Source organism: Paraburkholderia adhaesiva, from assembly GCF_021390575.1.
Taxonomy (GTDB): domain Bacteria; phylum Pseudomonadota; class Gammaproteobacteria; order Burkholderiales; family Burkholderiaceae; genus Paraburkholderia; species Paraburkholderia adhaesiva.
The window spans coordinates 201,406-224,794 of record NZ_JAJEJQ010000001.1 but is presented as its reverse complement, the minus strand read 5'-3'; the positions used below and the strand labels follow the sequence as shown (position 1 = coordinate 224,794).

General features: G+C 64.0%; 22 protein-coding genes. 13 read left to right on the top strand and 9 right to left on the bottom strand.

Annotated features, from left to right (window positions below; all coding sequences use genetic code 11):
• Positions 1-13 precede the first annotated feature (13 nt).
• Positions 14-790 carry an SDR family oxidoreductase gene (locus L0U80_RS01055; protein WP_233861951.1) on the top strand — a complete coding sequence of 259 codons (777 nt, stop codon included), beginning with the start codon at positions 14-16 and terminating at the stop codon, positions 788-790.
• A 223-nt stretch (positions 791-1,013) separates the two neighbouring features.
• On the top strand, positions 1,014-2,642 hold the full coding sequence (locus L0U80_RS01050; protein WP_233861949.1) for an ABC transporter substrate-binding protein: 1,629 nt from the start codon (positions 1,014-1,016) through the stop codon (positions 2,640-2,642).
• Between the two features lie 73 nt (positions 2,643-2,715).
• On the opposite strand, the gene L0U80_RS01045 is transcribed toward L0U80_RS01050, so the two are convergent.
• Positions 2,716-3,762, bottom strand: coding sequence for a WaaZ-like lipopolysaccharide core biosynthesis protein (locus L0U80_RS01045; protein WP_233861948.1), 1,047 nt, complete (start codon positions 3,760-3,762; stop codon positions 2,716-2,718).
• 375 nt (positions 3,763-4,137) lie between these two features.
• Between L0U80_RS01045 and L0U80_RS01040 the strand changes: the two genes are divergently transcribed.
• On the top strand, positions 4,138-4,422 hold the full coding sequence (locus tag L0U80_RS01040) for a hypothetical protein (protein ID WP_233861946.1): 285 nt from the start codon (positions 4,138-4,140) through the stop codon (positions 4,420-4,422).
• Between the two features lie 107 nt (positions 4,423-4,529).
• Here L0U80_RS01040 and L0U80_RS01035 read toward each other — a convergent pair whose 3' ends face one another.
• Both L0U80_RS01035 and L0U80_RS01030 read right to left on the bottom strand, forming a co-directional pair.
• Positions 4,530-5,540: a sulfate ABC transporter substrate-binding protein gene (locus tag L0U80_RS01035; RefSeq protein WP_233861944.1), complete on the bottom strand. Its 1,011-nt coding sequence runs from the start codon at positions 5,538-5,540 to the stop codon at positions 4,530-4,532.
• A gap of 355 nt (positions 5,541-5,895) precedes the next feature.
• Positions 5,896-8,520: a DUF3141 domain-containing protein gene (locus L0U80_RS01030; RefSeq protein ID WP_308444836.1), complete on the bottom strand. Its 2,625-nt coding sequence runs from the start codon at positions 8,518-8,520 to the stop codon at positions 5,896-5,898.
• 410 nt (positions 8,521-8,930) lie between these two features.
• On the opposite strand from L0U80_RS01030, the gene L0U80_RS01025 reads away from it, so the two are divergent.
• Positions 8,931-9,869 carry a bifunctional enoyl-CoA hydratase/phosphate acetyltransferase gene (locus tag L0U80_RS01025; protein ID WP_233861942.1) on the top strand — a complete coding sequence of 313 codons (939 nt, stop codon included), beginning with the start codon at positions 8,931-8,933 and terminating at the stop codon, positions 9,867-9,869.
• Between the two features lie 96 nt (positions 9,870-9,965).
• Entirely contained in the window at positions 9,966-11,213 is a 1,248-nt protein-coding gene (locus L0U80_RS01020) for an acetate/propionate family kinase (RefSeq protein ID WP_233861940.1), read from the top strand.
• A 15-nt stretch (positions 11,214-11,228) separates the two neighbouring features.
• Here the strand turns inward: L0U80_RS01020 and L0U80_RS01015 are convergent, their stop codons facing one another.
• Complete coding sequence (locus L0U80_RS01015) at positions 11,229-11,840, bottom strand: RBBP9/YdeN family alpha/beta hydrolase (RefSeq protein WP_233861938.1); 612 nt, start codon at positions 11,838-11,840, stop codon at positions 11,229-11,231.
• Positions 11,841-12,035: 195 nt separating this feature from the next.
• On the opposite strand from L0U80_RS01015, the gene L0U80_RS01010 reads away from it, so the two are divergent.
• The 7 genes from L0U80_RS01010 to L0U80_RS00980 all read left to right on the top strand — a co-directional run bounded on the left by L0U80_RS01010 (position 12,036) and on the right by L0U80_RS00980 (position 16,626).
• Positions 12,036-12,482 carry a VOC family protein gene (locus tag L0U80_RS01010; protein WP_233861936.1) on the top strand — a complete coding sequence of 149 codons (447 nt, stop codon included), beginning with the start codon at positions 12,036-12,038 and terminating at the stop codon, positions 12,480-12,482.
• Between the two features lie 13 nt (positions 12,483-12,495).
• Positions 12,496-13,446 (top strand): 2-hydroxyacid dehydrogenase, encoded by a 951-nt coding sequence (locus tag L0U80_RS01005; protein ID WP_233861934.1) that lies wholly within the window; start codon positions 12,496-12,498, stop codon positions 13,444-13,446.
• A gap of 98 nt (positions 13,447-13,544) precedes the next feature.
• Positions 13,545-14,468, top strand: a complete 924-nt coding sequence (locus L0U80_RS01000; protein ID WP_233861932.1) for a hydroxymethylglutaryl-CoA lyase — start codon at positions 13,545-13,547, stop codon at positions 14,466-14,468.
• A gap of 40 nt (positions 14,469-14,508) precedes the next feature.
• Entirely contained in the window at positions 14,509-15,027 is a 519-nt protein-coding gene (locus L0U80_RS00995; RefSeq protein WP_233861930.1) for a YbaK/EbsC family protein, read from the top strand.
• Positions 15,028-15,029: 2 nt separating this feature from the next.
• Positions 15,030-15,266 (top strand): DUF1289 domain-containing protein, encoded by a 237-nt coding sequence (locus tag L0U80_RS00990; RefSeq protein WP_233861928.1) that lies wholly within the window; start codon positions 15,030-15,032, stop codon positions 15,264-15,266.
• Positions 15,263-15,697 (top strand): MaoC family dehydratase, encoded by a 435-nt coding sequence (locus L0U80_RS00985; RefSeq protein ID WP_233861926.1) that lies wholly within the window; start codon positions 15,263-15,265, stop codon positions 15,695-15,697. Before L0U80_RS00990 ends, L0U80_RS00985 begins: the two co-directional genes overlap by 4 nt.
• Positions 15,694-16,626, top strand: a complete 933-nt coding sequence (locus tag L0U80_RS00980; RefSeq protein WP_233861924.1) for an MBL fold metallo-hydrolase — start codon at positions 15,694-15,696, stop codon at positions 16,624-16,626. Before L0U80_RS00985 ends, L0U80_RS00980 begins: the two co-directional genes overlap by 4 nt.
• A gap of 143 nt (positions 16,627-16,769) precedes the next feature.
• Here the strand turns inward: L0U80_RS00980 and L0U80_RS00975 are convergent, their stop codons facing one another.
• From L0U80_RS00975 to L0U80_RS00960, 4 genes are all read right to left on the bottom strand, one after another.
• Positions 16,770-17,033 (bottom strand): hypothetical protein, encoded by a 264-nt coding sequence (locus tag L0U80_RS00975; RefSeq protein ID WP_233861923.1) that lies wholly within the window; start codon positions 17,031-17,033, stop codon positions 16,770-16,772.
• Between the two features lie 96 nt (positions 17,034-17,129).
• On the bottom strand, positions 17,130-17,945 hold the full coding sequence (locus tag L0U80_RS00970) for a fimbrial biogenesis chaperone (protein WP_233861921.1): 816 nt from the start codon (positions 17,943-17,945) through the stop codon (positions 17,130-17,132).
• Between the two features lie 24 nt (positions 17,946-17,969).
• Positions 17,970-19,400, bottom strand: coding sequence for a fimbrial protein (locus L0U80_RS00965; RefSeq protein WP_233861919.1), 1,431 nt, complete (start codon positions 19,398-19,400; stop codon positions 17,970-17,972).
• Between the two features lie 72 nt (positions 19,401-19,472).
• On the bottom strand, positions 19,473-22,049 hold the full coding sequence (locus tag L0U80_RS00960) for a fimbria/pilus outer membrane usher protein (protein ID WP_233865559.1): 2,577 nt from the start codon (positions 22,047-22,049) through the stop codon (positions 19,473-19,475).
• Positions 22,050-22,066: 17 nt separating this feature from the next.
• Here L0U80_RS00960 and L0U80_RS31765 point away from each other — a divergent pair, with 17 nt between their 5' ends.
• Positions 22,067-22,360, top strand: coding sequence for a pentapeptide repeat-containing protein (locus L0U80_RS31765; protein WP_373322173.1), 294 nt, complete (start codon positions 22,067-22,069; stop codon positions 22,358-22,360).
• A gap of 257 nt (positions 22,361-22,617) precedes the next feature.
• Here the strand turns inward: L0U80_RS31765 and L0U80_RS00950 are convergent, their stop codons facing one another.
• On the bottom strand, positions 22,618-23,379 hold the full coding sequence (locus tag L0U80_RS00950) for a fimbrial biogenesis chaperone (protein WP_233861917.1): 762 nt from the start codon (positions 23,377-23,379) through the stop codon (positions 22,618-22,620).
• Positions 23,380-23,389 lie beyond the last annotated feature (10 nt).

Genomic DNA, 23,389 nt, shown 5'->3' with positions numbered 1-23,389 from the left:
CCGGCGCGCCCGTATGAGTCAACCGCTCAAGGTCTTCATCACCGGCGCGTCGAGCGGTATCGGCGCGGCGCTGGCCGCCGAATACGCGCGGCGCGGCGCCATTCTCGGGCTCGTCGCGCGCCGCGCCGATGCCATCGCTGGCTTCCAGCAGTCCCACCCGCAGCATCCCATCGCCATCTACCCCGCCGACGTGCGCGACGCCGATGCGCTCGCCGCTGCCGCGCGCGCGTTCATCGCGGAGCACGGCCTGCCGGACGTCGTGATCGCCAACGCGGGCGTGAGCCGCGGCGCCCTCACCGGTCACGGCGACCTCGCAACCTTTCGCGATGTGATGGACACCAACTACTTCGGCATGGTCGCCACCTTCGAGCCGTTCGCCGCCGCAATGTGCGAAGCGCGGCACGGCGCGCTAGTCGGCATTGCGAGCGTGGCCGGTGTGCGCGGGCTGCCAGGCTCGGGGGCCTACAGCGCATCGAAGGCCGCGGCGCTGACCTATCTCGAAGCGCTGCGCGTCGAGATGCGTCCGTTCGGCGTGAACGTCGTCACGATCGCGCCGGGCTATATCCGCACGCCGATGACGGCGAAGAATCCGTATCGCATGCCGTTTCTCATGGACGTCGACCGCTTCGCCGCCAAAACCGCCGATGCGATCGCGCACGGCACGTCGTTTGCGGTCTTTCCGTGGCCGATGCGCGTGGCCGCAACGCTCTTGCGCGCGCTGCCGCGCTGGCTCTACGACCGCGTGTTCGAGAAGGCCCCGCGCAAGCCGCGCGCCACCGCCGACCACTGAGCCGTGCACGCCCGCGCGGCCCCGGTACACGCGGTGAAAAAAACGCGTGTGCACACGGGCCAGGCGGATTAAGTTGTTGTCCCGACAATTTCCCTTCGATAAGCTTTCCCGATCGGGCCGTCCCACGCTCGCCACACCGCACGTCGTCCATTCCGCGTCGCGCGCAAAACAACCCCACGTGACGGGGTGTGCCAGAACGCTACCGCAGACAACCGGAGTATCCATGCGCCTCATCTCGCCCGTCCCTGCGCTCGTCGGCCTGCGCGCCGCCGCATTGTGCGTCCTCGGCGCCACGCTCGCCTGCGCAAGTGCGAGCACGCTCGCGAAGCCACTGACGGTCTGCACCGAATCGAGCCCGGACGGTTTCGACGTCGTGCAGTTCAATTCGCTCGTGACGACCAACGCGTCCGCGGACGTGATTTTCAACTCGCTCGTCGCGTATGACGAGGCTGCAAAGAAAGTCGCGCCCGCGCTCGCCGACAAGTGGGACGTAAGCGCCGATGGCCTCACGTACACGTTCCATCTGCGCCCCAACGTGCAATTCCAGACGACCGGATGGTTCAAGCCCACGCGCGCGCTGAACGCCGACGATGTCGTCTTCACGTTCGCACGCATGCTCGATGCGAACAATCCGTGGCACAAGGTGGCGGGCGCGAGCGGCTTTCCGCACGCACAGTCGATGGGATTGCCGAAGCTCATCAAGTCCGTATCCAAAGTCGACGACAGCACTGTCCGCTTCGTACTGACCGAGCCGAACGCCACGTTTCTCGCGATCCTGACGATGGGCTTCGCGTCGGTCTATTCCGCCGAATACGCCGACCAGCTCCACAAAGCGGGCAATGAAACCGACCTCAACGCGAAGCCGGTCGGTACGGGCCCGTTCGTGCTGAAGAGCTACACGAAGGACGCGTTGATCCGCTACGACGTGAACCCGGCGTACTGGGGGCCGAAGCCGAAGGTGGAACGTCTGATCTACGCGATCACACCCGACGCCGCAGTGCGCGCACAGAAGGTGAAGGCCGGCGAATGCCAGATCGCGCTTTCTCCGAAGCCGCAGGACGTCGCGGCGGCGAAGGCCGACAAGACGCTGAACGTGGTCGAGACGCCCGCGTTCATGACGGCGTTCGTCGCGCTGAACACGCAGCAGAAGCCGCTCGACAACCAGAAGGTGCGTCAAGCGCTGAACATGGCGTTCGACCGCACGACGTACCTGAAGACCGTGTTCGACAACACGGCGACGCCGGCGACGAATCCGTGGCCGCCGATCACCTGGGGCTACAACAAGTCTGTACAGCCGTATCCGTATGATCCGGCGAAGGCGAAGCAATGGCTCGCCGAGGCGGGTTTTCCGAACGGCTTTTCAACGACGATCTGGGTGCGCCCCAACGGCAGTGTGCTCAATCCGAATCCGCGCGCCGGTGCCGAACTGTTGCAGGCCGACTTCGCGAAGATTGGCGTGAAGGCGGACATCAAGGTGATCGAATGGGGCGAGTTGATCAAGCAGGCGAAGCAAGGCCAGCACGACTCGCTTTTCATGGGCTGGGCCGGCGATAACGGCGACCCCGACAATTACCTCTCGCCGCTCTTCAGCTGCAATGCGGTGCAATCGGGCATCAACTTCGCGCGCTTCTGCGATCCTCAACTCGACAAGCTGATCTCCGAAGGCAAGGCCACCGCCGATCAGGCCAAACGCGTGAAGCTCTACGAAGCCGCGCAGAAAATCATCCACGATCAGGCGCTGTGGATTCCGCTCGGCTACCCGACCGCCGCGGCGATCACCCGCACGAATGTGAGCGGTTATCGTGTGAGTCCGTTCGGGCGCCAGAACTTCGCGGACGTCTCGGTGCAGTAATTCGAGACCAGGTTGCGGGCAGCGACGGTGTTGCCACGCCCCGCAGCACCCGGTTCGCGCGACGCGCGTCACATCATACCGACGCGGCTTGTCCCGCGAGTTCAGGCTCGCACACAGTTGCCGCGTGCGCGAGCGTCTGCCAGCGCACCTTCGGAAAGACGTCCTCGCTTAGTGCGCTCTTCATCGAGAGATTCATCACATGCACACCGCGGCTGCGCAGCAGCGCCGCCGCGTGACGAAAGGACGGCTCGATGAAGTCGTGGAAACTGCAGTCGAGATGGTTCGGCTGCATCTGGCCCGGCGATTCATAAAAGCGCGGCGTGCGTGCGGCATCGGAGAGATCGACGCCGTGCAAAAAGATGCGCTTCGCGCCGAGCGAGGCGAGCACCTGCAGCGCGGCATACGCAACTGTGCGGCCCTCGAAGACACCGCGCCGGATATCGAGACTGAAACCCAGCGCCTCGGGTGCGTCGAACAGCGCGAGTGATGTGTAGTCGTGCGCAGCACGCAAGTCATCGACGGTGAGCGCACGCTGTCCAGCGGGACGCAACAGTTCATCGATCAGGAACACGCGGCAGCGCATTTGCGCGATGTCGAACTTCTCCGCGATGCACCAGAGCACGAACGGCGTCGCGTACAACGTGAGCGGCTCGTTGATAATGCGTTCGACGAGGTCGGGCCGATTCCGTACGAAGCCGCAATCCACGATGCAGTAGTCGTCGAAGCGCACGCCCTGCCGCTCCTGCAACGCAATGGCGCCGTTGACGCCCATCACGCGGCGCATGGGCAGCGCCCTGTAATCGATTTCGTTGACGGATGGGCCCGTGGCAATGAGATGCCAGCCCGCCGGATCGGGCGCGACATGCGGCTCGCCGTTCACGCACGGGAGCGCGTGGCCCCGGATGCTCATGCCAGTGAGGCGGCCACCTTCGTCGCGCGAAATTTCGACGCCATGTGCGATCCGCTCGTTGTGGCGAAACGCACACGTGTGGGTCCAGCGGTAGAACAGCTTGAAAAACGTATTCCTGGCGCGCCGTGCAGGCGCAGACCATGTGCGCGATTTTCTGTACGCCTCTTCGCCTGCACGCGAGGGCTGCCGCACACCTATTTTGTTAAGCATCACATACCTCACGCTGAAGCGAACCCCTGAAAGCTTCGCGTCTTAATGAAGTACTTATTCTAAATTACGGGTTTTTTACATTCATTACGAAATGCCCCCCTTTTATTACGCCGCCTTACAGGCCTCTGCACGAGCGGCCCTATTCAGGCGTGGGGCACGCCATGCGGTCACCATCAACGCGGCTACAACGCACCGCAGTACGACGCGCCGATTAACGTGCGGCAGCCGTGGGCGCATGGTGTATCGCACAGCGCCAAAGCGCGCCAGCAAGCCTGGAACAATTCGTCGAACATGGTTGCAGTTTGGTAACTCAAGGCGAAACGCGCTCCGCTAGATTGAAGCCATGCAATCGTTCTTCCACCGAAGGGGGCTTCAATGAAAACGAAACTGTTCGCTGCCGTGGCCACTGGGGCGCTCGTCCTTACCGCATCTCAAGCCGCAATGGCACATGTGTCCGTGGGCCTGAGCATTGGGGTGCCCGCACCGGTGTACGTTGCACCCGCACCGGTGTATGTCGCGCCGCCGCCGGTCCGCGTCGCCGCCTATCAGCCTGCGCCCGTGATGATGCCGGCCGTCTATGTCGGCTGGCACGGCGACCGCTACTGGGACGGCCGCCGCTGGTCGGGCCGCCGCGAGTGGTACGGTCCGCGGCGCTGGTGATGCGCGCGGCCAGCCGATAACCGGTCGCCAATAGCAAAACGCCTCGCAGGCTGTGACCTGCGAGGCGTTTTTTCTTTTGCGCGCAACGGCGCGGCGGTTATCGACGGTTATTCACGTCCGGTGACGATCTGGTCGAACGTGCCGCCATCCGCGAAGTGCGTGGCCTGTGCCTTCTGCCAGCCACCGAACATCTGCTCGACCGTGAAGGTCTTGATCGGCTTGAATTCGCTGGCGTGCTTCGCGAGTACGCCGGCATCGCGCGGACGCAAGTGGTGCTGCGCGATGATTTCCTGCGCTGCCGGCGAGTACAGATAGTCGAGATACGCCTGCGCCAGCTTGCGCGTGCCGCGCTTGTCCACGACCTTGTCGACGATCGTCACCGGCGGCGCCGCAATCAGGCTCACCGACGGATAAACTGCTTCGAACTCCTTTCCATCGGCGCCCGTGTCGATCAGCGACACTTCGTTCTCGAACGTCACGAGCACGTCGCCGATACCGCGCTGCGTGAACGTCGTCGTGGCACCCCGGCCGCCCGCGTCCAGCACCGGCACGTTCTTGATCAGCGCGCGTTCGAAATCGAGCGCCTGCGCATCGGTTGCGCCGTGCAGCTTGCGATAGCCCCACGCCGCAAGGTACGTATAGCGGCCGTTGCCCGAGGTCTTCGGATTCGCGATCACGACCTGGACACCCGGCTTCGCGAGGTCATCCCAGTCTTTGATGTGCTTCGGGTTGCCCTTGCGCACGAGGAACACCATCGTCGTGGTGTACGGGGCGCTGTCGTTGGGCAGACGAGCGCGCCAGCTCTCTGGCACGATGTGCCCTTTCTCCGCGAGCAAGTCGATGTCGTTCGGCTGGTTCATCGTCACGACGTCGGCCTGCAGGCCTTGGAGCACCGAAAGCGCCTGCGCACTCGACGCACCGTGCGACTGCTTGATCGATACGGTCTCGCCGGTCTTCTTCTGATAGTCGGCGATGAAGCTTGCGTTGATGTCCTTGTACAGCTCGCGCGTCACGTCGTAAGAGACGTTGAGCAGCGACGTGTCCGCATGCGCAGCACCCGTCGCCAGTGCGATGATGCCCGCGCCTACCCAGCGCGATGCGCGTCCCCAGCCTGCCATGATGGTCCCCGTCTGTCGAAAGAAAGCGTCGTCGTTTACCGCTGTTTTCATACGGCTGACAACGGACGACCGATTCTAGCGGGATCCCACGCGCTCGTTAGATTGATTCGAATGTAGCTTCTGCCGTTTCGTTATAAGCGGCGCGGCGCGCACGCCGTGACGTGCGCGCCGCCGTCGATACAGACCGTGTTGCCGCTCATGTGGCACGCGTAGCGCGGCGAGCGGTAAGCCGAGGTGTCGCCCACATCCGTGATGTTGACGCCCTCGACGGCGTGGGCGACCGTCGGGTCGACGTCGGGCAGTCCCGACGCCGCGCGCGACTTGAGCGGCCCCGGCGAGCGCCGGGCCGGTAACGTTACTCGTCCGATGCGCCCGACGCGCGCGTAGCGCGGCGGCGTGCGGGTGCCGTTCCCGCGGCGCGCGCCGACGACGGCGCAGCACCCGCACGCGCGCGGCGCGCGGTCTTGGCGGCGGGCGCGTCCGCGGCACTTGCATGGGCACGACTCGCCGCCACCTTGCCCTTCGCCGGTGTGCGCTTCGTTTTCTTGCTGGTGGCATCGGCAGTGGCGACAGCCTCGCGCGCCGGCGTCTTCGCGACAGGTTGCTTCGGCGCGCCGTCACCCGGCGCGGCGATCACCACACGGTCGAAAGCCTGAGCGGCGCCAACCTGCCCCGTGGCACCCGCAACGTTGCCCGAACCCACCGTACCCGACACCGGCACGCCGCCACCTGACGCCGCCCCACCGTTCGGCGGCGGCAACTCACCACGCTCGCTGCCCGGCTCGATGCCGAGCGCCCGCTGCACGTCGCGGAAACGCTCGCGGCGCTCGCCTTCGAGCGGACCCGCCACCGTCGCAATGCGATAGACCGCCGCGAGCAGCGCGCGCCGCGTGGCCATTTCGGGCACGAGGTCGGGCAGCGCCGCGATCGCGGCCTTCGGATCGAGCTGCACGATCGCACCCTGGCGTCGCGCAGCCTCCTTCAGTTCGGCGATGGTCGGCTCCTTCGCGCCGAGGTACTCGCGCGCAAGCTCACGCATACGCTGGAACGGACGGTATGACACCGTGCGCATCTCGTCGACGATGTACGCCCTGATGCGCATGAACGCATCGAGGATCGTGCCCGTGCGCAGGTTCTCGCGCGCCGCGCGCAAGCGCAGCTGTGCAAGCTCCTTGCGCAGCTCCACCATCGGCGGCGCGATCGGATCGAGCGGCTGGTTCGGCGCGACGCCCAGCAATGACTGCACCCACGGCGCGGTATAGACGTTGTAGAACGTGCTCTCGATCCATGCATCGCGCGTATCGCGGAACGTGTCCCACGCGGATTCGATGCTCGCCGACATCTGCTTTTCGAGCAGCGTGAATGGATTGTCGGGCGCGGCGGGCTGACGATGCTCGCGCACTTGCTCCGCGACGGCGGGCAGCACGAGTAGCGCCGGATTCGCGTCGCTCAGCACGCTGCGCTCGAGACGCGACGGATGCGTCTCGCGCAGCATGTGCGCGGAGAACGCATTGCTCGACGCCCGCACGAACGGCGAGGCATACAGGTCATAATTCCGCTGGTTGACCTCGGAGAAGCGGCGCACCACCTCGAACGGCTGCTCGTCGTCGCGACCGTCGTCGAGCGCGAGGATGTCCTCGATCTCGCGCCGCTCGAAGCGGATCTCGTAGCGCCCTTCTTGCGCTTCGAGGCGGCCCGCTTCCGGTTTCGTGTCGGTGATCTTCGCCTCGTAGAGGCCCGGCGGCAGCACGTCGATCAAATCGAGCGCCGAAAATAGTTCGGTGTGCTCCTTGTTTGCCACGCTCGACGAAACGAAGATGCCGAGGTGTCCGACCTTGTCGTGCAGGCAATAGACGATGACCTGTTCGTTCGCGATGATTTCATCGACGCTCGCGTAGAGGTCCGGAATCCAGTTCAGCGCCTGCTGCGGTGGCGTGATGTTGTCGCCCCAGGAAGCGAGCACGATGATCGGCGTGCGGATGTTGCGCAGATCGACGGGCGCGCGTGCGTTCTTCGCATACACCTCATTGCGCGTCAGGTGATTGCCGACGAACAGGTTCTGCACGATCCAGTCGATCTCGGCACGGTTCAGCTGGAAGTGGCCGCCCCACCAGCGCTCGAATTCGAGGAAGCGCTCGCGCTCCGTATCGACGTTCGCGTAGAGGTTGTAGAGCTTGCCCCAGAACGTGTTCGAGGGATTGAGGTTCTCGAAGTTCTGTACGAGATGCGCGCCGTCGAAGTGGCCGTCGCCGAGGTCCGACGCGAGCGACGACATCCACGTGCCGCCGAGCATGCCGCCCGAATAGCGCATCGGATTCTTGCCCTTGACGCCCGCCCAGTACGAGAGCGGCGAGCCTGCGAGCATGAGCGGCCCGACGAGTTCCGGCGCCGACGCCGCAAGCAGCGCGGCGGCCCAGCCACCCTGGCAGTTGCCGATGATGAACGGCAGGCCATCCGACTGCGGATGCAGTTCGCGCACCTTGCGGATGAACACGGCTTCGGCCTTCGCGACCGACTGAATGGTCTGCGTTTCGCACGGCGCCGGGAAGAACGTCACGAAGTAGCACGGATGCCCCTTGCGCAAGGCGATGCCCACTTCGCTGTCCATCTTGAAGCCCGCGATGCCGGGGCCATGGCCGGCGCGCGGATCGATGACGACGAAGGGACGCTTGCGCGGATCGGTGGGTGCACCCTCCTCGGGCAACATTCGCAGGAGCGCGTAGTTGCACGGATCGCTCAGTTCGCGGCCATCGGCGATCACTTCGTACTCGAAGCGCAGCACCGGCGGCATGCCGGCTTTCTCGTGCAGATAGGTCTCATTGCCGCGCTCGCGCAGGACGTCGAGGAACAGCACGCTGCGTTGCCAGGCGTCGTAGAGGTACTCATAGAGCGGCTGCATCGCAACCGGGACCGGAACCGGTACGCCGGGAAAGGAAGCGAGGGACGGAACGGCGGCGGACGTAGGGGCGGAAACTGCCACGACACGAATCTCCTTTAACGGGGAACCACCGGCCGCATCGCGCACGGCCTGCGCTCAGCACGGCCAGACTGCCAATGTGCGCACGCGAAAAAAACGCGGCGCTTGACGCATGGGGGCCCGAATAACGTAGGGACACAGCATTTATGCTGCACTGCAATATCCCAATGTAGGCAGCGACTTGTCGAAAGTCAAGGCAGGTAAAAAAGGGCTACAGCGTATGGCCCATCGTTCATCATCGCTGGACCGCGTGAACGGCGCGTGACACGGCGCTGCGCGCCCTGCAGCGTCAGTGCGTCGCATTTTCCGGCCGGCAAGCGATGCGCTGCATTACACTGTCAGCGCGTTGCGCGCCGCAGCATCCGACCCCACGCACGGCGCCGTCCTTCCGTGGTACAGCCTGGAGACACCCCATGGCTTCATCGCACGACAAGTATTCGGTTTTGCTCGAACGTTGCAGCAGCCTGGCGCCCGTGCCCACGGCCGTGGCGCATCCGTGCGACGTCTCTTCGCTCACGGGTGCACTCGACGCCGCGAGCCTCGGCCTGATCGTCCCCCTGCTCATCGGACCCGAGGCGAGGATTCGCGCCGTGGCCGAGGAGGCACAGCACTCGCTCGACGGTGTGACGATCATCGACGCGCCCCATAGCCATGCATCGGCGGCGCGCGCGGTGCTCGCCGTGCGCTCGGGCGAAGCCGAACTGCTCATGAAGGGCAGCCTGCACAGCGACGAACTCCTGCACGAAGTTGCATCGGCCACCACGGGCCTGCGCACCGAGCGCCGTCTGTCGCACGTCTTCGCGATGGACGTGCCCTCGTATCACAAGCCGCTCTTCATCACCGACGCGGCCGTCAACATCTTCCCGAAGCTCGCCGACAAGGCCGACATCGTACGCAACGCGATCGAACTCGTGCAGGCGCTCGGGATGGTCACGCCGAAGGTCGCAATTCTCGCCGCAGTCGAGACCGTATCCGACAAGATGCCCTCGACGATCGACGCCGCCGCGCTCTGCAAGATGGCCGACCGCGGCCAGATCACGGGTGCCATGCTCGACGGTCCGCTCGCCTTCGATAACGCCATCAACAAGGAAGCGGCACATATCAAGGGCATCGTCTCCGAGGTCGCGGGCGACCCGGACATCCTGCTCGTGCCCGACCTCGAAGCGGGCAACATGCTCGCGAAGCAACTCACTTTCCTTGCCGGCGCGGAAGCGGCCGGTATTGTCCTCGGCGCGCGCGTGCCCATCATTCTCACGAGCCGCGCCGACACTGTGCGATCGCGCATCGGCAGTTGCGCGATCGCGGTGCTGGTCGCGCACGCGCGGCGCGCGGGCAAGAACAACGCTGCATGAGGCCAGAGTAGGTGCCCTGCGTGGGGCCGGAGTAAGTGCTGAAGCGCTAACTCAGCCCGACAGCTAAAGCACTGACTCGTGCCAACAGGAGATCACGTGAGTACACAACCAGCGCATCCGCATCACGATGAAGGCCATGTCGTGCTCGTCGTCAACGCGGGCTCGTCGAGCATCAAGTGTTCGGTGTATCGCGTCATCGACGATCCGAACGTCGAGGGCGGCATGCGCGCGATCCATGGCGCGGGCGGCCAGATCGAAGGCATCGGCGTCGCGCCGCGCGTGGTCGCACATATGGCCGACGGGAAGCTCATCGTCGACGAGCACTTTCCCGTCGCACAGGTCGCCGACCACGACGGCGCCTTCCGCCTCCTGCGCCTCGTGCTCGCGGTGGGTCTGCGAGAAACGCCGCCCGCCGCGATCGGACATCGCGTCGTGCACGGCGGTCCGCACTATGCGGACGCGGTGCTCATCGACGACAAAGTCATCGACGAGCTCGACGCGCTCACGCCGCTCGCCCCGCTACACCAGCCGCACAACCTCGCGGCGATCCGTGCGGTACGCGAGGCCGCGCCCGAACTTCCGCAGGTCGCGTGCTTCGACACGGCCTTCCACGCGACGACGGGCACCCTCGCGCAACTCTTCGCGTTGCCGTACAGCTATTTCGCGGACGGTATCCGCCGTTACGGATTTCACGGCCTGTCGTATGAATACATCTCGCGGCATCTGCATCTCGTTGCGCCCGACATCGCACGTGGACGCGTGATCGTCGCGCATCTCGGCAACGGCGCGAGCCTGTGCGCGATGAACAACGGCAAAAGCGTCGAGACGACCATGGGCCTGACCGCGCTCGACGGCCTGCCGATGGGCACGCGCTGCGGCGCGCTCGACGCGGGCGTGGTGCTGTGGATGATGGAACGCGGCATGGATCACGACGCGATCGAAAAGCTGCTCTATCACGACTCGGGGCTCAAGGGCCTGTCGGGCGTGAGCAGCGATATGCGCGAACTGCTCGCGAGCGACAGCGAACACGCGAAGCTCGCCGTCGACTTTTACACGTTCCGTATCGCGCAGGAGATCGGCAAGCTCGCGGTGGGGCTGGGCGGAATCGACGGACTCGTGTTCACGGCTGGCATCGGCGAAAACTCGGCGCCGATCCGCGCGAAGGTCGTCGAGCGGCTCAAGCCGCTCTTCGGCATGGAAATCGACCCGGAAGCGAACGCCGCAAATCACGATCACGTCAGCACGCGCGAAAGCCGCGTGCCGGTCTTCGCCATTCGCACCGACGAGGAAGGCATGATCGCGCTGCACACGGCGCGTCTCTTGCGCGAGATGTTGAAGTCCTGAAAGACGGGCTCTGGCTCACACGAGCGCGCGCTGGCCGCCCTCGGTGCTCGCGTTCGGCGCATGGTGCAGCGACCTTGGTGCCTCGCACTGCACAAGCGTGTCGATGAAATCCTTCGCACGCGGCCACGGCCCAAAGCCCGCTGCCGTGTTGATATGCCCCGCGTCGCCGAGATTCACAAACGCGCTGCCCAGACGCTGCGCAAGCTCGCGTGCGCCGGAAAGCGGCATCCACGGGTCGGTTTCGCTGCCGATCAGGATCGACGGCACACTCAGGCGTCGCGCATCGAACGCGCCCGCGAAGCGGAATTTCTCCGGGCTTGCAGGCGCAACAAACAGAACGCCCACGACATCGGCGCGAGCAGCACCGTGCTGCAACGCATGTGCCGCAACGAGGCAGCCGAAGCTGTGCGCGGCCAGTACGAACGGCCCGCGCTCACGCGCGAGCAAGCTACAAAGCGCAGCGCTCCAGACAGCGAGATCCGGGGCATCCCAGTTGGCCTGCTCGACCCGCAGCGCACGCGAAAACTGACCCTCGAGCCAGGTCTGCCAATGCGCGCCGTCGCTGCCGTGCAGCCCGGGCACGGTGACGAGTCCCGGCGGCCAGGGCGTCCCTCCGCTCGAAAGCATGATTTTTTCCTTGTGGCGACAAAGCGTGAATCGATTGTGATCCGCAGCGCCCGCGCGCCAAACCAATTTTTTTCGCTTTGCTTTGCAGCATCGCCCGCCTGCGGCCGTGGCACCGCGCCTCGCGCGGTGAAAGGGCGGCGGGCAAGGTCCTGAAAAAGTAGAATGTGGGCAGTACCACCAGCCACGGGGGATCCCATGTCGCAGGCTACGAGCATCAATCAGCGTCCGCTGCAGCCGTTTCACCTCGCCTTTCCGGTCACGAGCCTCGACGACGCGCGCGCGTTCTACGGCGGACTGCTCGGCTGCGCCGAAGGGCGCAGCTCACCCGATTGGGTCGACTTCGACTTCTTCGGCCATCAGCTGGTCGCGCACCTCGCCCCCGACGAAATAGGCCACCGCAGCCGCAACCCGGTCGATGGCCACGACGTGCCGGTGCGCCACTTCGGCGTCGTACTCTCGATGGACGACTGGCACGCCCTCGCAGACCGCCTTAGCGCCGCGGGCACGAAGTTCGTGATCGAGCCGTATATCCGCTTCAAGGGTCAGGTCGGCGAGCAGGCGACGATGTTCTTCCTCGATCCGAGCGGCAACGCGCTCGAATTCAAGGCATTCGCCGATATCGGCCAGCTCTTTGCGAAGTAAGGCATCCGTCACAATGAAAATCCTGTTCTGGCTGCCGCAGGCCGATGCGTCCGCATGGCTCAACGGTCTCGCTCGCGCGCTGCCCGGCGCTGAACTGCGCGAATGGCAACCGGGCGACACCGCCCCCGCCGATTACGCCGTCGTCTGGCATCCGCCGCGCGAACTGCTGGCCGCGCGGCCCGGCTTGCGCGCGATATTCAACCTCGGCGCGGGTGTCGATGCCATTCTCGGTCTCGAACACGAAAAGCCGGGAACGTTGCCGAGCGACGTGCTGCTAGTGCGCCTCGAAGACTCCGGAATGGCGCAGCAGATGAGCGAATACGTGCAGCACGCGGTGCTGCGCTATCTGCGCCGATTCGACGAATACGCGGCGGCGCAGGCGCGGCACGAATGGCATGTGCTCGCGCCGCATCCGCGTGAAGCGTTCACGGTGGGCGTGCTCGGACTCGGCGTGCTGGGCTCGCAGGTCGCGCGCGCGGTCGCCTCGCTTGGCGTGCCCGTGCGCGGCTTCTCGCGCAGCGCGAAGACGCTCGACGGCATCGAGACTTATTCGGGCGCGTTGCATGGCCCGCAGTTCGACGCGTTCCTCGACGGCGTGAAGCTGCTCGTGAACCTGCTGCCCGCCACGCCCGATACCGAGGACATCCTCGACACGCGGGTATTCGAGAAGCTCGAACGCGGCGCGTATCTCGTGAACGTGGCGCGCGGCTCGCATCTGGTCGAGCATGATCTGCTCGATGCGCTCGCCTACGGCACGCTCGCCGCAGCGACACTCGATGTGTTCCGCAAGGAACCGCTCCCGGCCGATCATCCGTTCTGGCGCGAACCGCGCATCACGATCACGCCGCACAGTTCGGCGCTGACGTTGCGTGACGAAGCCATTTCTCAGGTCGCAGACAAGATTGAAGCGCTCGCTCGCGGCGAGACCGTGAGCGGCATCGTGCATCTCGGACGCGGGTATTGAAGTTTCGAGGTTCGCGTCGTGCACGCGGATCGACTGCACCGGCAATTCGTGGCGGCGCACATAATCCGTGACAAAGGCAATAAAGGCTGGAGACACCCATGACACTACCCAAAGCAGTAAAGATCGTCGAAGTCGGGCCGCGTGACGGTCTGCAGAACGAAAAGGATTTCGTTCCGACCGCGACCAAGATCGAGTTGATCAATCGCCTCTCGGCGGCCGGCTTCCCGAACATCGAATCGGCTTCGTTCGTCTCGCCGAAATGGGTTCCGCAGATGGCCGACGGCGCCGAAGTCATGGCCGGCATCGAACGGCGTTCCGGTGCGGTCTATTCGGTGCTCACGCCGAATCTGCGCGGGTTCGAAGGCGCGCTAGCCGCGCGCGCGGATGAGATCGTGATCTTCGGCGCCGCAAGCGAAGCGTTCTCGCAGAAGAACATCAATTGCTCGATTGCGGAGAGCATCGAGCGCTTCGTGCCGGTCGCGCAAGCTGCGAAGGATCACGGCATTCGCATTCGCGGCAGCGTCTCGTGCTCGCTCGGCTGCCCGTATCAAGGCGACGTGCCGGTTGCATCCGTAGTCGACGTTGTCGAGCGCTTCGCCGCGCTCGGCTGCGACGAAATCGATATCGCCGATACGATCGGCGTCGGCACAGCCGAACGCACACGTGAAGTATTCGAGGCCGTGACGAAGGTGTTTCCGCGCGAGCGTCTCTCGGGGCACTTCCACGACACCTACGGCCAGGCGCTCGCGAACATCTACGCGGCGCTGCAGGAAGGCATCGAGATCTTTCACGCGTCCGTCGCAGGGCTCGGCGGCTGCCCGTATGCGAAGGGCGCGACCGGCAACGTCGCAACTGAAGACGTGCTCTATCTGATGAGCGGCCTCGGCATTCATACCGGCATCGACCTGAACCAGGTCGTCGCGGCGGGCGACTTCATTTCGAGCGCCATCGGCCGCGCCAACGTCTCGCGCGCCGGCAAGGCACTGCTCGCGAAACAGCGCAGCGAACCGGCGTGTGCGTGACACATCGAATATTGAATTGCAGTACGAATGAAACAGCCACATGACGGAAACCCTTTCCCCCTCTCAAGACGATCTCGATGCACTGCCCGAATCGGCGCGGCGCGTCGCCCTGTTGCTGCGCGAACGCGGCCACGCGAAACGTGTCGTGATGCTGCCCGAAACCGGCAAGACCTCCGCCGAAGCCGCAGCGGGACTCGGCTGTGAAATCGCGCAAATTGCCAAGTCGATCCTCTTTCGCCGCCGCAAAGACGATGCCCCTGTGCTCGTGATCGCGAGCGGCGCTAATCGCGTTGATGAAAAGAAAGTCGCGGCTCACGTGGGCGACATCGGCCGTGCCGACGCAAAGTTCGTGCGCGAGAAGACCGGCTACGCGATTGGCGGCGTGTGCCCGATCGGCCATGCCACGCCCCCCGTCACGCTCATCGACGCAGACCTCTTCGAACTCGACAGCCTGTGGGCCGCGGCGGGACACCCGCATGCCGTGTTCAACCTGTCGCCGCACGAACTGGCCGCGCTGACCGGCGCGCCCGTGGTCGACGTCGCACAGCGCGACGCCTGAGCATGACGGCGATTTCCGCTGTTGGGACGCCCGTTTCGCCGTGCATCAACATCTGCCGCATGAACGAAGCGAGCGGCCTGTGCGAAGGCTGCCTGCGCACAATCGACGAGATCGCGGCATGGTCCACGCTCGACGACGACGCAAAGCGCGCGGTCTGGAACGCCATCGACGCGCGCCACGCGCAGTGGATGGCGCAGCGCTTCGACTCGACGGACGCAAACCGCGGAGGCACGCAATGAACGCGCCGCCACGGGTTGTCAAAATCGGCGAGACTATCCGTTCGACGCTCGCACTCTCGCCCGATTCGGTGAAGTCGTTCGCCATGCTCGTGAACGACCTGAACCCGCTTCATCACGACGACGCTTACGCAGAAGAGAGCCGCTTTGGCGGACTGATCGCATCGGGCACGCAGCCCTCCGCGCATTTCATGGCGCTACTTGCGACGCATTACTCGACGTTTGCGCAACCGCTTGGCCTCGAGTTCGAGATCAAACTCAAGCGCGCCACCTACGCGCGCGACGTGCTCACCTTCGAGTGGCGCGTGGAAGACGCATGGTGGAAGCCAAGCCTGAACGGCGATCTCGTTAAGCTCGCGGGCACGGCCGTTAATCAGGATGGCGAAACGGTCGTCACCGGTTCTGCAACGATTCTCGTGATGCCAAAGCCATGAGCGCCACTGTTTCACTCCCGCCGTCGATCCGCGTGTTCGAGCGCGGCTGGCTCTCGTCGAACAACGTGCTGCTCGTCGACGACGCGCGCGCGGGGCTCGTCGATACCGGCTACGCCACGCACGCCGCGCAGACGGTCGCGCTCGTGCGACGCGCATTGGGCGAGCGCGCGCTCGATCTCGTCGTCAACACGCACCTGCATTCCGATCATTGCGGCGGCAACGCACAACTACAAAAGGCCTGGTCCTGCGAAACGCTGATTCCAGCAGGCGGCGCGGACGCGGCGCGCGAATGGGACGAAGCGCGTTTGTCGTTTCTCGCGACCGGGCAGACCTGCGAGCGCTTTTGCGTCACCGGCACGCTCGCGCCGGGCGAGCGCATCACGCTCGGCGGATTCGAGTGGCAAGTGATCGGCGCACCGGGTCACGATCCCGATTCGATCATGCTCTACGCAGCCGAGCCGCGTCTGTTGATCAGCGCCGACGCGCTCTGGGAAAACGGCTTCGGCGTGATCTTTCCCGAACTCGACGGCGAAAGCGGCTTTGCCGAACAACAAGCCGTGCTCGAAGCGATCTCGAAGCTCGATGTCGCCACCGTAATTCCGGGCCACGGCGCGCCGTTCGCGAATGTCGAGGCGGCACTCGAAAAGGCATTCTCGCGTCTCGCGTGGCTGCGCGCCGATCCCATGCGCAATCCGCGCAACGCGCTCAAGGTGCTGATCGTGTTCAAGCTGCTCGAAGTGCGCTCGATGACGTTCGCCATGCTGGAGGCGATGCTCGATGACGCTTCGGCCATGCGCGCTGCGGCGTCGCAACTCGCGCCGCGGGCGGCATGGCCCGCGCTTCTGCGGGAATTGACCGGCGAACTCGCGAAGAGCGGTGCGCTGACGCTGGGCGGTGATCGTATCGACGCGCCTGCGTCGGCTGCGTGAGCGAAAAAAAACGCCCATCCGTTGCGGGACGAGCGTTAGTGTCTTGCTCTGACGTGATCAAACTATCGGGCCATCATACTCGCGGCTGCTTGTTCGACGCATCGGTAATTTCCCTACAGATCGCCAACACTGGATTTCGATCGTTATGGAATTGCAAGCGTTGAATCATGAGGCAAAGCACTGATTGTTTTCCCGTTTGAGCTTTCGTCAAACTCAGCCAACCCACTTTCAGCTTCGCAAACCATGGGTACGGCATCGCCAGGATAGAGATTGTGTCCATCTGCAGCGACGCCCTTGCGCATCACGCGATCGAACTGCGCGAGCTTATAGCGGCGGATGTGGGTGAGCCTGCTTGTCGAATGAACGCTCATGATCAGAACAACTGAGTAGTCTTCGGTCATGTCCACCGAGACGACTTCCAATCAACGCCGAGTCTTCGGAATCGATTCAGATCACGGATTCAATGGTCATGCGTGAGTTGGACCGCGCGGCCCAGCGCGATCTCACTGCGGTGGCGACTTTCCCGCATTCCTGACGGCAAGCTCACGCTCTCCGAGCATCGGATTGCCTTCGTCGTTGAGCAGTGTGAAAAGCACCTTCGCATGCTCGCCCGGTGTACCGACAAGCCCGCCGAGATCGACGTCGGCATGCGAAAACGGCGCGATCATGTCGACCGTTTCCGGTCGCGGCGCCCCTTCGATCGTGATTTGAAGGGCGCCGATCGTCGCGTAATACGGCGTGGGATTGCCGATTTCGAGTGTGACCTTGTTGGGCCGATGGACAAGCGCGAACGTCAGGTGCTTCGGCAAATCCGTCTCCGGAAACGGGAGCTTTTCAGGCCTCACGAAAACCTTGATCTGTGTACGCATCGTGACCGTGACTTTTTCGCTGTCAGGCGCGGCAATCTTCTGCGTCGCCGGAATTTCATACAGATTGAGCCAGAACAGCGACTCGCGATCCTCAGGAAGTTTCGCGCCCGAATTGATGAGCCGCACGCTCATCTGGTCGCCGGGGTCCATGCGAAAGATCGGCGGCAGCGCGACAATCGGGGCCTTCGAATCCTGCGGTAACGCGAGAATATTGCCGTCGTCTATCCACGTCTGAACGAGTACCGGATACTTGTTGACGTTGAATACATGCAGCGATTGTTCGTGGGCACCCTCGGAAAACACGACACGCGACACCTCAGGCGCAACGCCAGCAACGGCCTGCGTCCGCCACGCCATCATGACGGCGGCGAGGCCAGCGATTAATGCGAAACCGAACGCACCGAAGCGTCGATGTCTGCCGAGCGTGGGCGCGGAAGTTTCGTCGTTCATAGGCTCCTCATCGGATCATCGCCATTACTGCACGCGAACGATCACCGTCGCGGTCGCATCGTAGCTTCCGGGTGTGACCGGCGTCGTGCCGGGCGCGAACGCCTTGAACGTCGCGTAGATCGTTCTGGTGTACGAAGTGTATCCGCCGCTTGTCGGGCCATCCGCGGTGGCGTCGTTCAGCACAGCGTCCCAGCCGTACGCAGCGCCACCGGTGGTCACGAACTGGTTGGTCAGAAAATTGAGCGCCGTACCGTTGGGTCTCGTCAACGCTACGCCGACACCGGTTGCGATGCCCGGCGTGCCGTAGTTATCGGACAGCAGATAGGTCACGGCGGTGCCGCTCGTCGTGAGACCGGCATTCGTAGCGCTTTGCGCATTGGCGGGCGACGCGAGTATGCCGAGCGCCGTCTGGTTTGCCGCCGTGCCACTTGCGAACGCGCTCATGCCGGTAGGGGCCGTGCTTTGGCACTGTATCTGGATCGTGACCGGCGCCTGGCGCGATCCGCCCTGGTTCAGTTCCACCGCGGTGATCGTCGGGAATAGCACGACGGGCGTCGCGTTCGTGACCGCGCAGGTGGCGTCTCTTCTCACGTTCACCGTCAGGTACGCGTTGATGGCGCCGGGCCAGTCGGCATACCAGCCGTCGTAGTGGTTGGCCGAGTCGGCGCCGACGGATATGTTGCCCTGGATGACGTTGGTACTGCCAGTCGCTCCGCCGACGAAAATCACGTAGCCTTGCGGTTGCGATTGTGCCCAGCTTCCGGTGCCGCTCGTGCCGCCGGCCGCGCAGGCGGTGCACTGAAAGAGTTCCAGCTGGAACTGGCTGAAATTCTTGGCTTTCACGAGAATCCACCCCTGGCTGTCGTGATCCAGACCCGTGAGCGGTCGCGCGTTCCAGTAGCGGGTCAGATATTCCCCTGTGGTCATGTTGGTTACGCGCGTGACGATGCCGGTGTAATACGACAGGTAGGTGCCTGGAATGCCGGACTGCGCGCTTACGTCCGTTGCACCGGCATAAGCCGAGTCCCCATTCGTCGCGTAATACTCGTAGATGGTCCCGTCGGCATTGGGCGAGCACCGGAACAGAATCTGCTCTGGACTGTAGCCTCCCACGCCATTTGCGCCGAGGTTATACATCGGCGATATGCCGCTGCCGAGCAACGTGCCGTCCGGCACGAACGCGGGGACGTTGACGTTCACGGTCATCGGAAACGCGCCTTGCCCTGCGGTGTCGGTCGCACCGATCCAACTACCCACCACAGCACCCGCGTCTGTGTGCAGATAGGAATTCGTGTCGGTCGTCGCCCCTGTGATCGTCCAGCATCCGGTGTAAGTCGACTGAGCCGACGCTCCAATCGGCATCAGCACGGCGGCGACAAGCATCAGCGTGGCAGGCAGTGCGCAGCGACCGCGACGGCCACTGGCGAGCAACAGGTTCACAAGCCAACTGTTCATGGACCGATCCTCCTCGTCGCCGCCGGTGTTGCCGGATCGAGCGGATGCGTGTGCGGGAGATCGCGCATGCCCTTACTCTGTTCGCGCTGGTGCCGTTGCCGGCGCTGGTGCCGCGGATGGCGCCGTTGCCGGTGCCGCCGCCGTCGGTGCCGCAACAGTGAGCGGCTTGCATTGCGCTTCGAGGCGCGTGATCGGCGCCTTCGGATCCGTGCCTTTCAGATCGTAGTCGATCATGCACCGATCTTCGTCGCGCTCGCCCCACTTGAGCGTCAGCGTGCCTTGATCGGCGGGCACCCGCGCGTAAGCCAGGCTGCCCTGACCCACAACGCCGATCACAGCGCCCGTATCGTCCAGCACATCCGCGCCGAGCGGCAGCGGTTCCCCGCCAGGCGCGCTCGCGGTGATCAGCAGTGCGCGGCCGGTCAGTGTCGCAAACCTCAACAGTACGGCCGAACCAGCGTACGGTGCGACCCGGACTTGTCCACCCGACAGCTCCGCGTTCGGATTGATGCCCTTCGTATCGATCGCGACGTCGTTGTAGCGATACGGCGTGAGTGACGGAACGATCGCGTAGCCGGCGCTATTAATCGATACACCCTGTGTATTGCGTAGCGTCGCGCCTTCCGCGCCCTTCGCCTCCACGACTGCAAACGTATCGCCGAGGAACCGGCCGAACGTGATGCCGCCCTCGTGCGCGACCACCGCGCCGCGCGCATTCGCGCCCGCCTGTGAGAAGCCCGAGCCGTCCGAGTAGTTTGCGCCTACTGTGATGACCGGGAAGCTCTTCTGCACGTTGCCGCTGAAGCTCTTCGCGCCGTTGTTCGGTTCGCCGGTAGCAGACAGGCCGTAACTGAGCGTCTGGGCCTTGTCGGCGATGCCGCTCAGTGACGCCTGGAATGACGTGCCCTGATCGGTGCTGTTCGTCACGCCGGCCGAGACAGACGCGGAACGCGGCCCGGAGCCGAGCGGGATCGACACCATGAACATCACGGCGTTGGTCAGGCGTGTCTGCTCGGGCGTCAGCGTCGCCTCCTGACCGGGTGGCACGTTCTGGCCGAACAGGGTTCCGGTCTGCTGGCGCACGAACGACAGGTTGAAGCTGATCTGCTTGTAGTGGTTCGTATAGCTGAACTGAAACTGCGTATCGCGCGACCGGTTGCCGTAATAGTCGCTGATCGACGCGGACATCGACACGCTGCCATACCGCCCGAAATTCTGGTTCAGGTTGACGACGAATTGATCGCGTTGCTGGAACGTCGCTGAGGTGAAGGACTCACCGTGCTCGGCAAATGCGCGTTCATTCAGCGCATCGGTGAAATCGCGATATCCGCTCGTCGAATACCGGTAACTCGCGAGCGAGAACGTCGTCGCAGTCTGTGTGATGGTGTGGCTGTAGAGGAGTGCCGCCTTCCAGCCGTTCACGCGGTTCCCCCCGACTTCGGTCGTGTTCGACCATGCGGCGTTGAGCCCGAATGCGCCGAACTTCGTGCCGAGCACGATGCCGCCGAGCACCGACTGATAATCGGACGACACACGAACGCCGCCGTTCGCGGTGAGCGAGTTGGTGAGGCCGCGTTCGTAGGTTGCTTCTGCGAACGGCGTATGCAGGTTCTGGATCTGCCGAACTTCGCCGGCTGTGAAGCTGTATCGCGACATGCCGGGACGAAGCGAGCTCGGCACGGCGGAAAATGGCACCGTGAAGGTGGTGACCTGTCCGTTGGCCTCGAACACCGTGACCGTCAGGTCTCCCTGGAATGCGGTCGGGTTGAGGTCGGTGATCGAGAATGGGCCGGGCGCGACCGTGGTCTGGTAGATCGTGTTGCCGCCTTGCGTGACCACGACCCGCGCGTTGGTGTTCGCGATGCCATTGATCACGGGCGCGTATCCGCGCAGCGAGTCCGGCAGCATGCGGTCGTCGCTTTCGAGGTGAACACCCGTATAGCCGACCGAACTGAACAGGTTGCCGCCAGTGAAGTCCTCGCCGATCAGGAGCCGGCTGCGCCACGAAATCAGCGGCCGTTCGGCGTACGTGCGGATGTTGTTCCGGCGTGAGGTACTACCTCCGAAACTGTTGAGATACGTGAATGCCGATTGATCGCGAATACGCCACAGCCCGATATTCACGCCGGCATTCATGCCGGTGTAGAACGAATCCGTCCGGTTTCCCGAGGACGACGCCGTGTAAAAGCTGGAGTCGTAGTTGAGGTACCCCATCAAGTTGCCCGGGTCGAGGCTTTCCGGGTCGACGTAGCCGCGGGGCACACGCTTCATCAGCGCCTGCGGAACGCTGATGTCAAGACGCAGGCGCGATATATCGAACTTGGCGCTCGCGCCCGGCACGCGCTCTGTGAGCGGAACGCATTGGGCGGACAACGCTGCGGGTTTCCACTCGGGTTCTTCCGAGGCATGCTTTTCCGTGAACGAATCGGTCTCAGGCAATACCTCGTCGGAGACGTCGTCGTCAAAACCTCTCTCCGGCAACAGCACACCGATCGAGGTCAGCATCTCGTCGCTCAGGCACGGATTGACGGGTCCGCCTTCCACGGAGCGAAAATCGATCGTACGACGCGAGAAGAAAAGGCTGTTGACGAAGATGTCGACCTGGTAATTCCCAGGTTCGATCGCGCTGAGCTTGTTGAAGCGCTCGATGTTGGCTACACCGAGCGATGAACCGAGCAGAAGTTTGCTGTCGAAGTGGTACTCGACGGGCGCGGTGCTGGTGGCGGTTTTGCTGGCTGGGGCGTTTGCGGCGGGGGCATTTTCGGCGGGGGCGTTTCCAGCGGGCGCATTTCCAGCGGGTGTATTTCCAGCGGGCGCATTTCCAGCAGGCGCATTTCCAGCGGGAGCATTTCCAGCAGGCGCATTTCCAGCAGGCGCATTTCCAGCAGGCGCATTTCCAGCGGGCGCATTTCCAGCAGGCGCATTTCCAGCGGGAGCGCTTTCCGCAGGAGCGTTCTTAGCAGAAGCCTTCTCAACAGGTGCATTACCCGCCGTACCGTTCTCGCGATGCGCACCAGCGGAACTACCGCTTTCGCCAGGCACGGCGCTCGCCGGCGCCGTGTCCGACGGCGGCACATCGCTGACTACCGGTGCGGCGACAACCCTGCTCGCGGGTACGACGAAGCCCGACGCCGCTGCGGCGGCAGACAGAAGAAGCGACCAACAGGATCTTCCATGTACATGAGCCGGCCCGAGATCGGTTCGCACGCCGCGCATGTCATTGCGTGCCGTGTGCTGCTACCGGAAACTCCGCGTCGCGAACGGCGCCGTGGTCATCGATGTATCGAATCTTCACGCGAATCGGCGTTGCGTCCAGCGGGCAGTCACCCTCCAGGCTCAGTGCCGTCTCGGAGCGAGGAGCAAACATCACGGCCCTGAGCGGCGCGGTATGCGAACCGCAGGTCAGACTGCCGTTCGCGACAGATACGTAGTATCCCGACGCATTATTGGCGTCGACCCGTCGATCCTTGTCTTGTCCGTTCACGCGGAAGGTCAGTCTGTCGACGGCTCTGGCCGGACTGCCTTCGATGCCCGGTGGACGATAGAAAATCTTGAGCCGGTTACGCACCATCACCAGCATCTGATTCTGTTCGGCGGTGGCCGGGTTCAGCGACGGAATCTGCAGGGTGTTCAGATAGAACACCGATTCGCGGTCCTGTGGCAGTTCCTTGCCCGTAAAGAGCAGGCGAACCGTCTGCCCGGCGCCCGGATCGATGCGAAATATCGGTGGTGTGACGACGAACGGTCCATCCGCTGTCTCAGGCGTGGATTTCTCGTTACCCGAGTCGACCCATACCTGCATGACGCTCGGGGCGCTGTCGGGATTGTTGAATGACAGGGTTTGCCCTTGGGACCTGGCGTCGTAGATCACGCGCGTGCCGATCATGCTGACCGCCGCACCGGACAAGTCCGCGAGCGAAAGCAACACAACGACCACCATCGCGCGGAAAAGAGACAACCGAAGCCGTTGAGTGGACATTCTGAGTCCT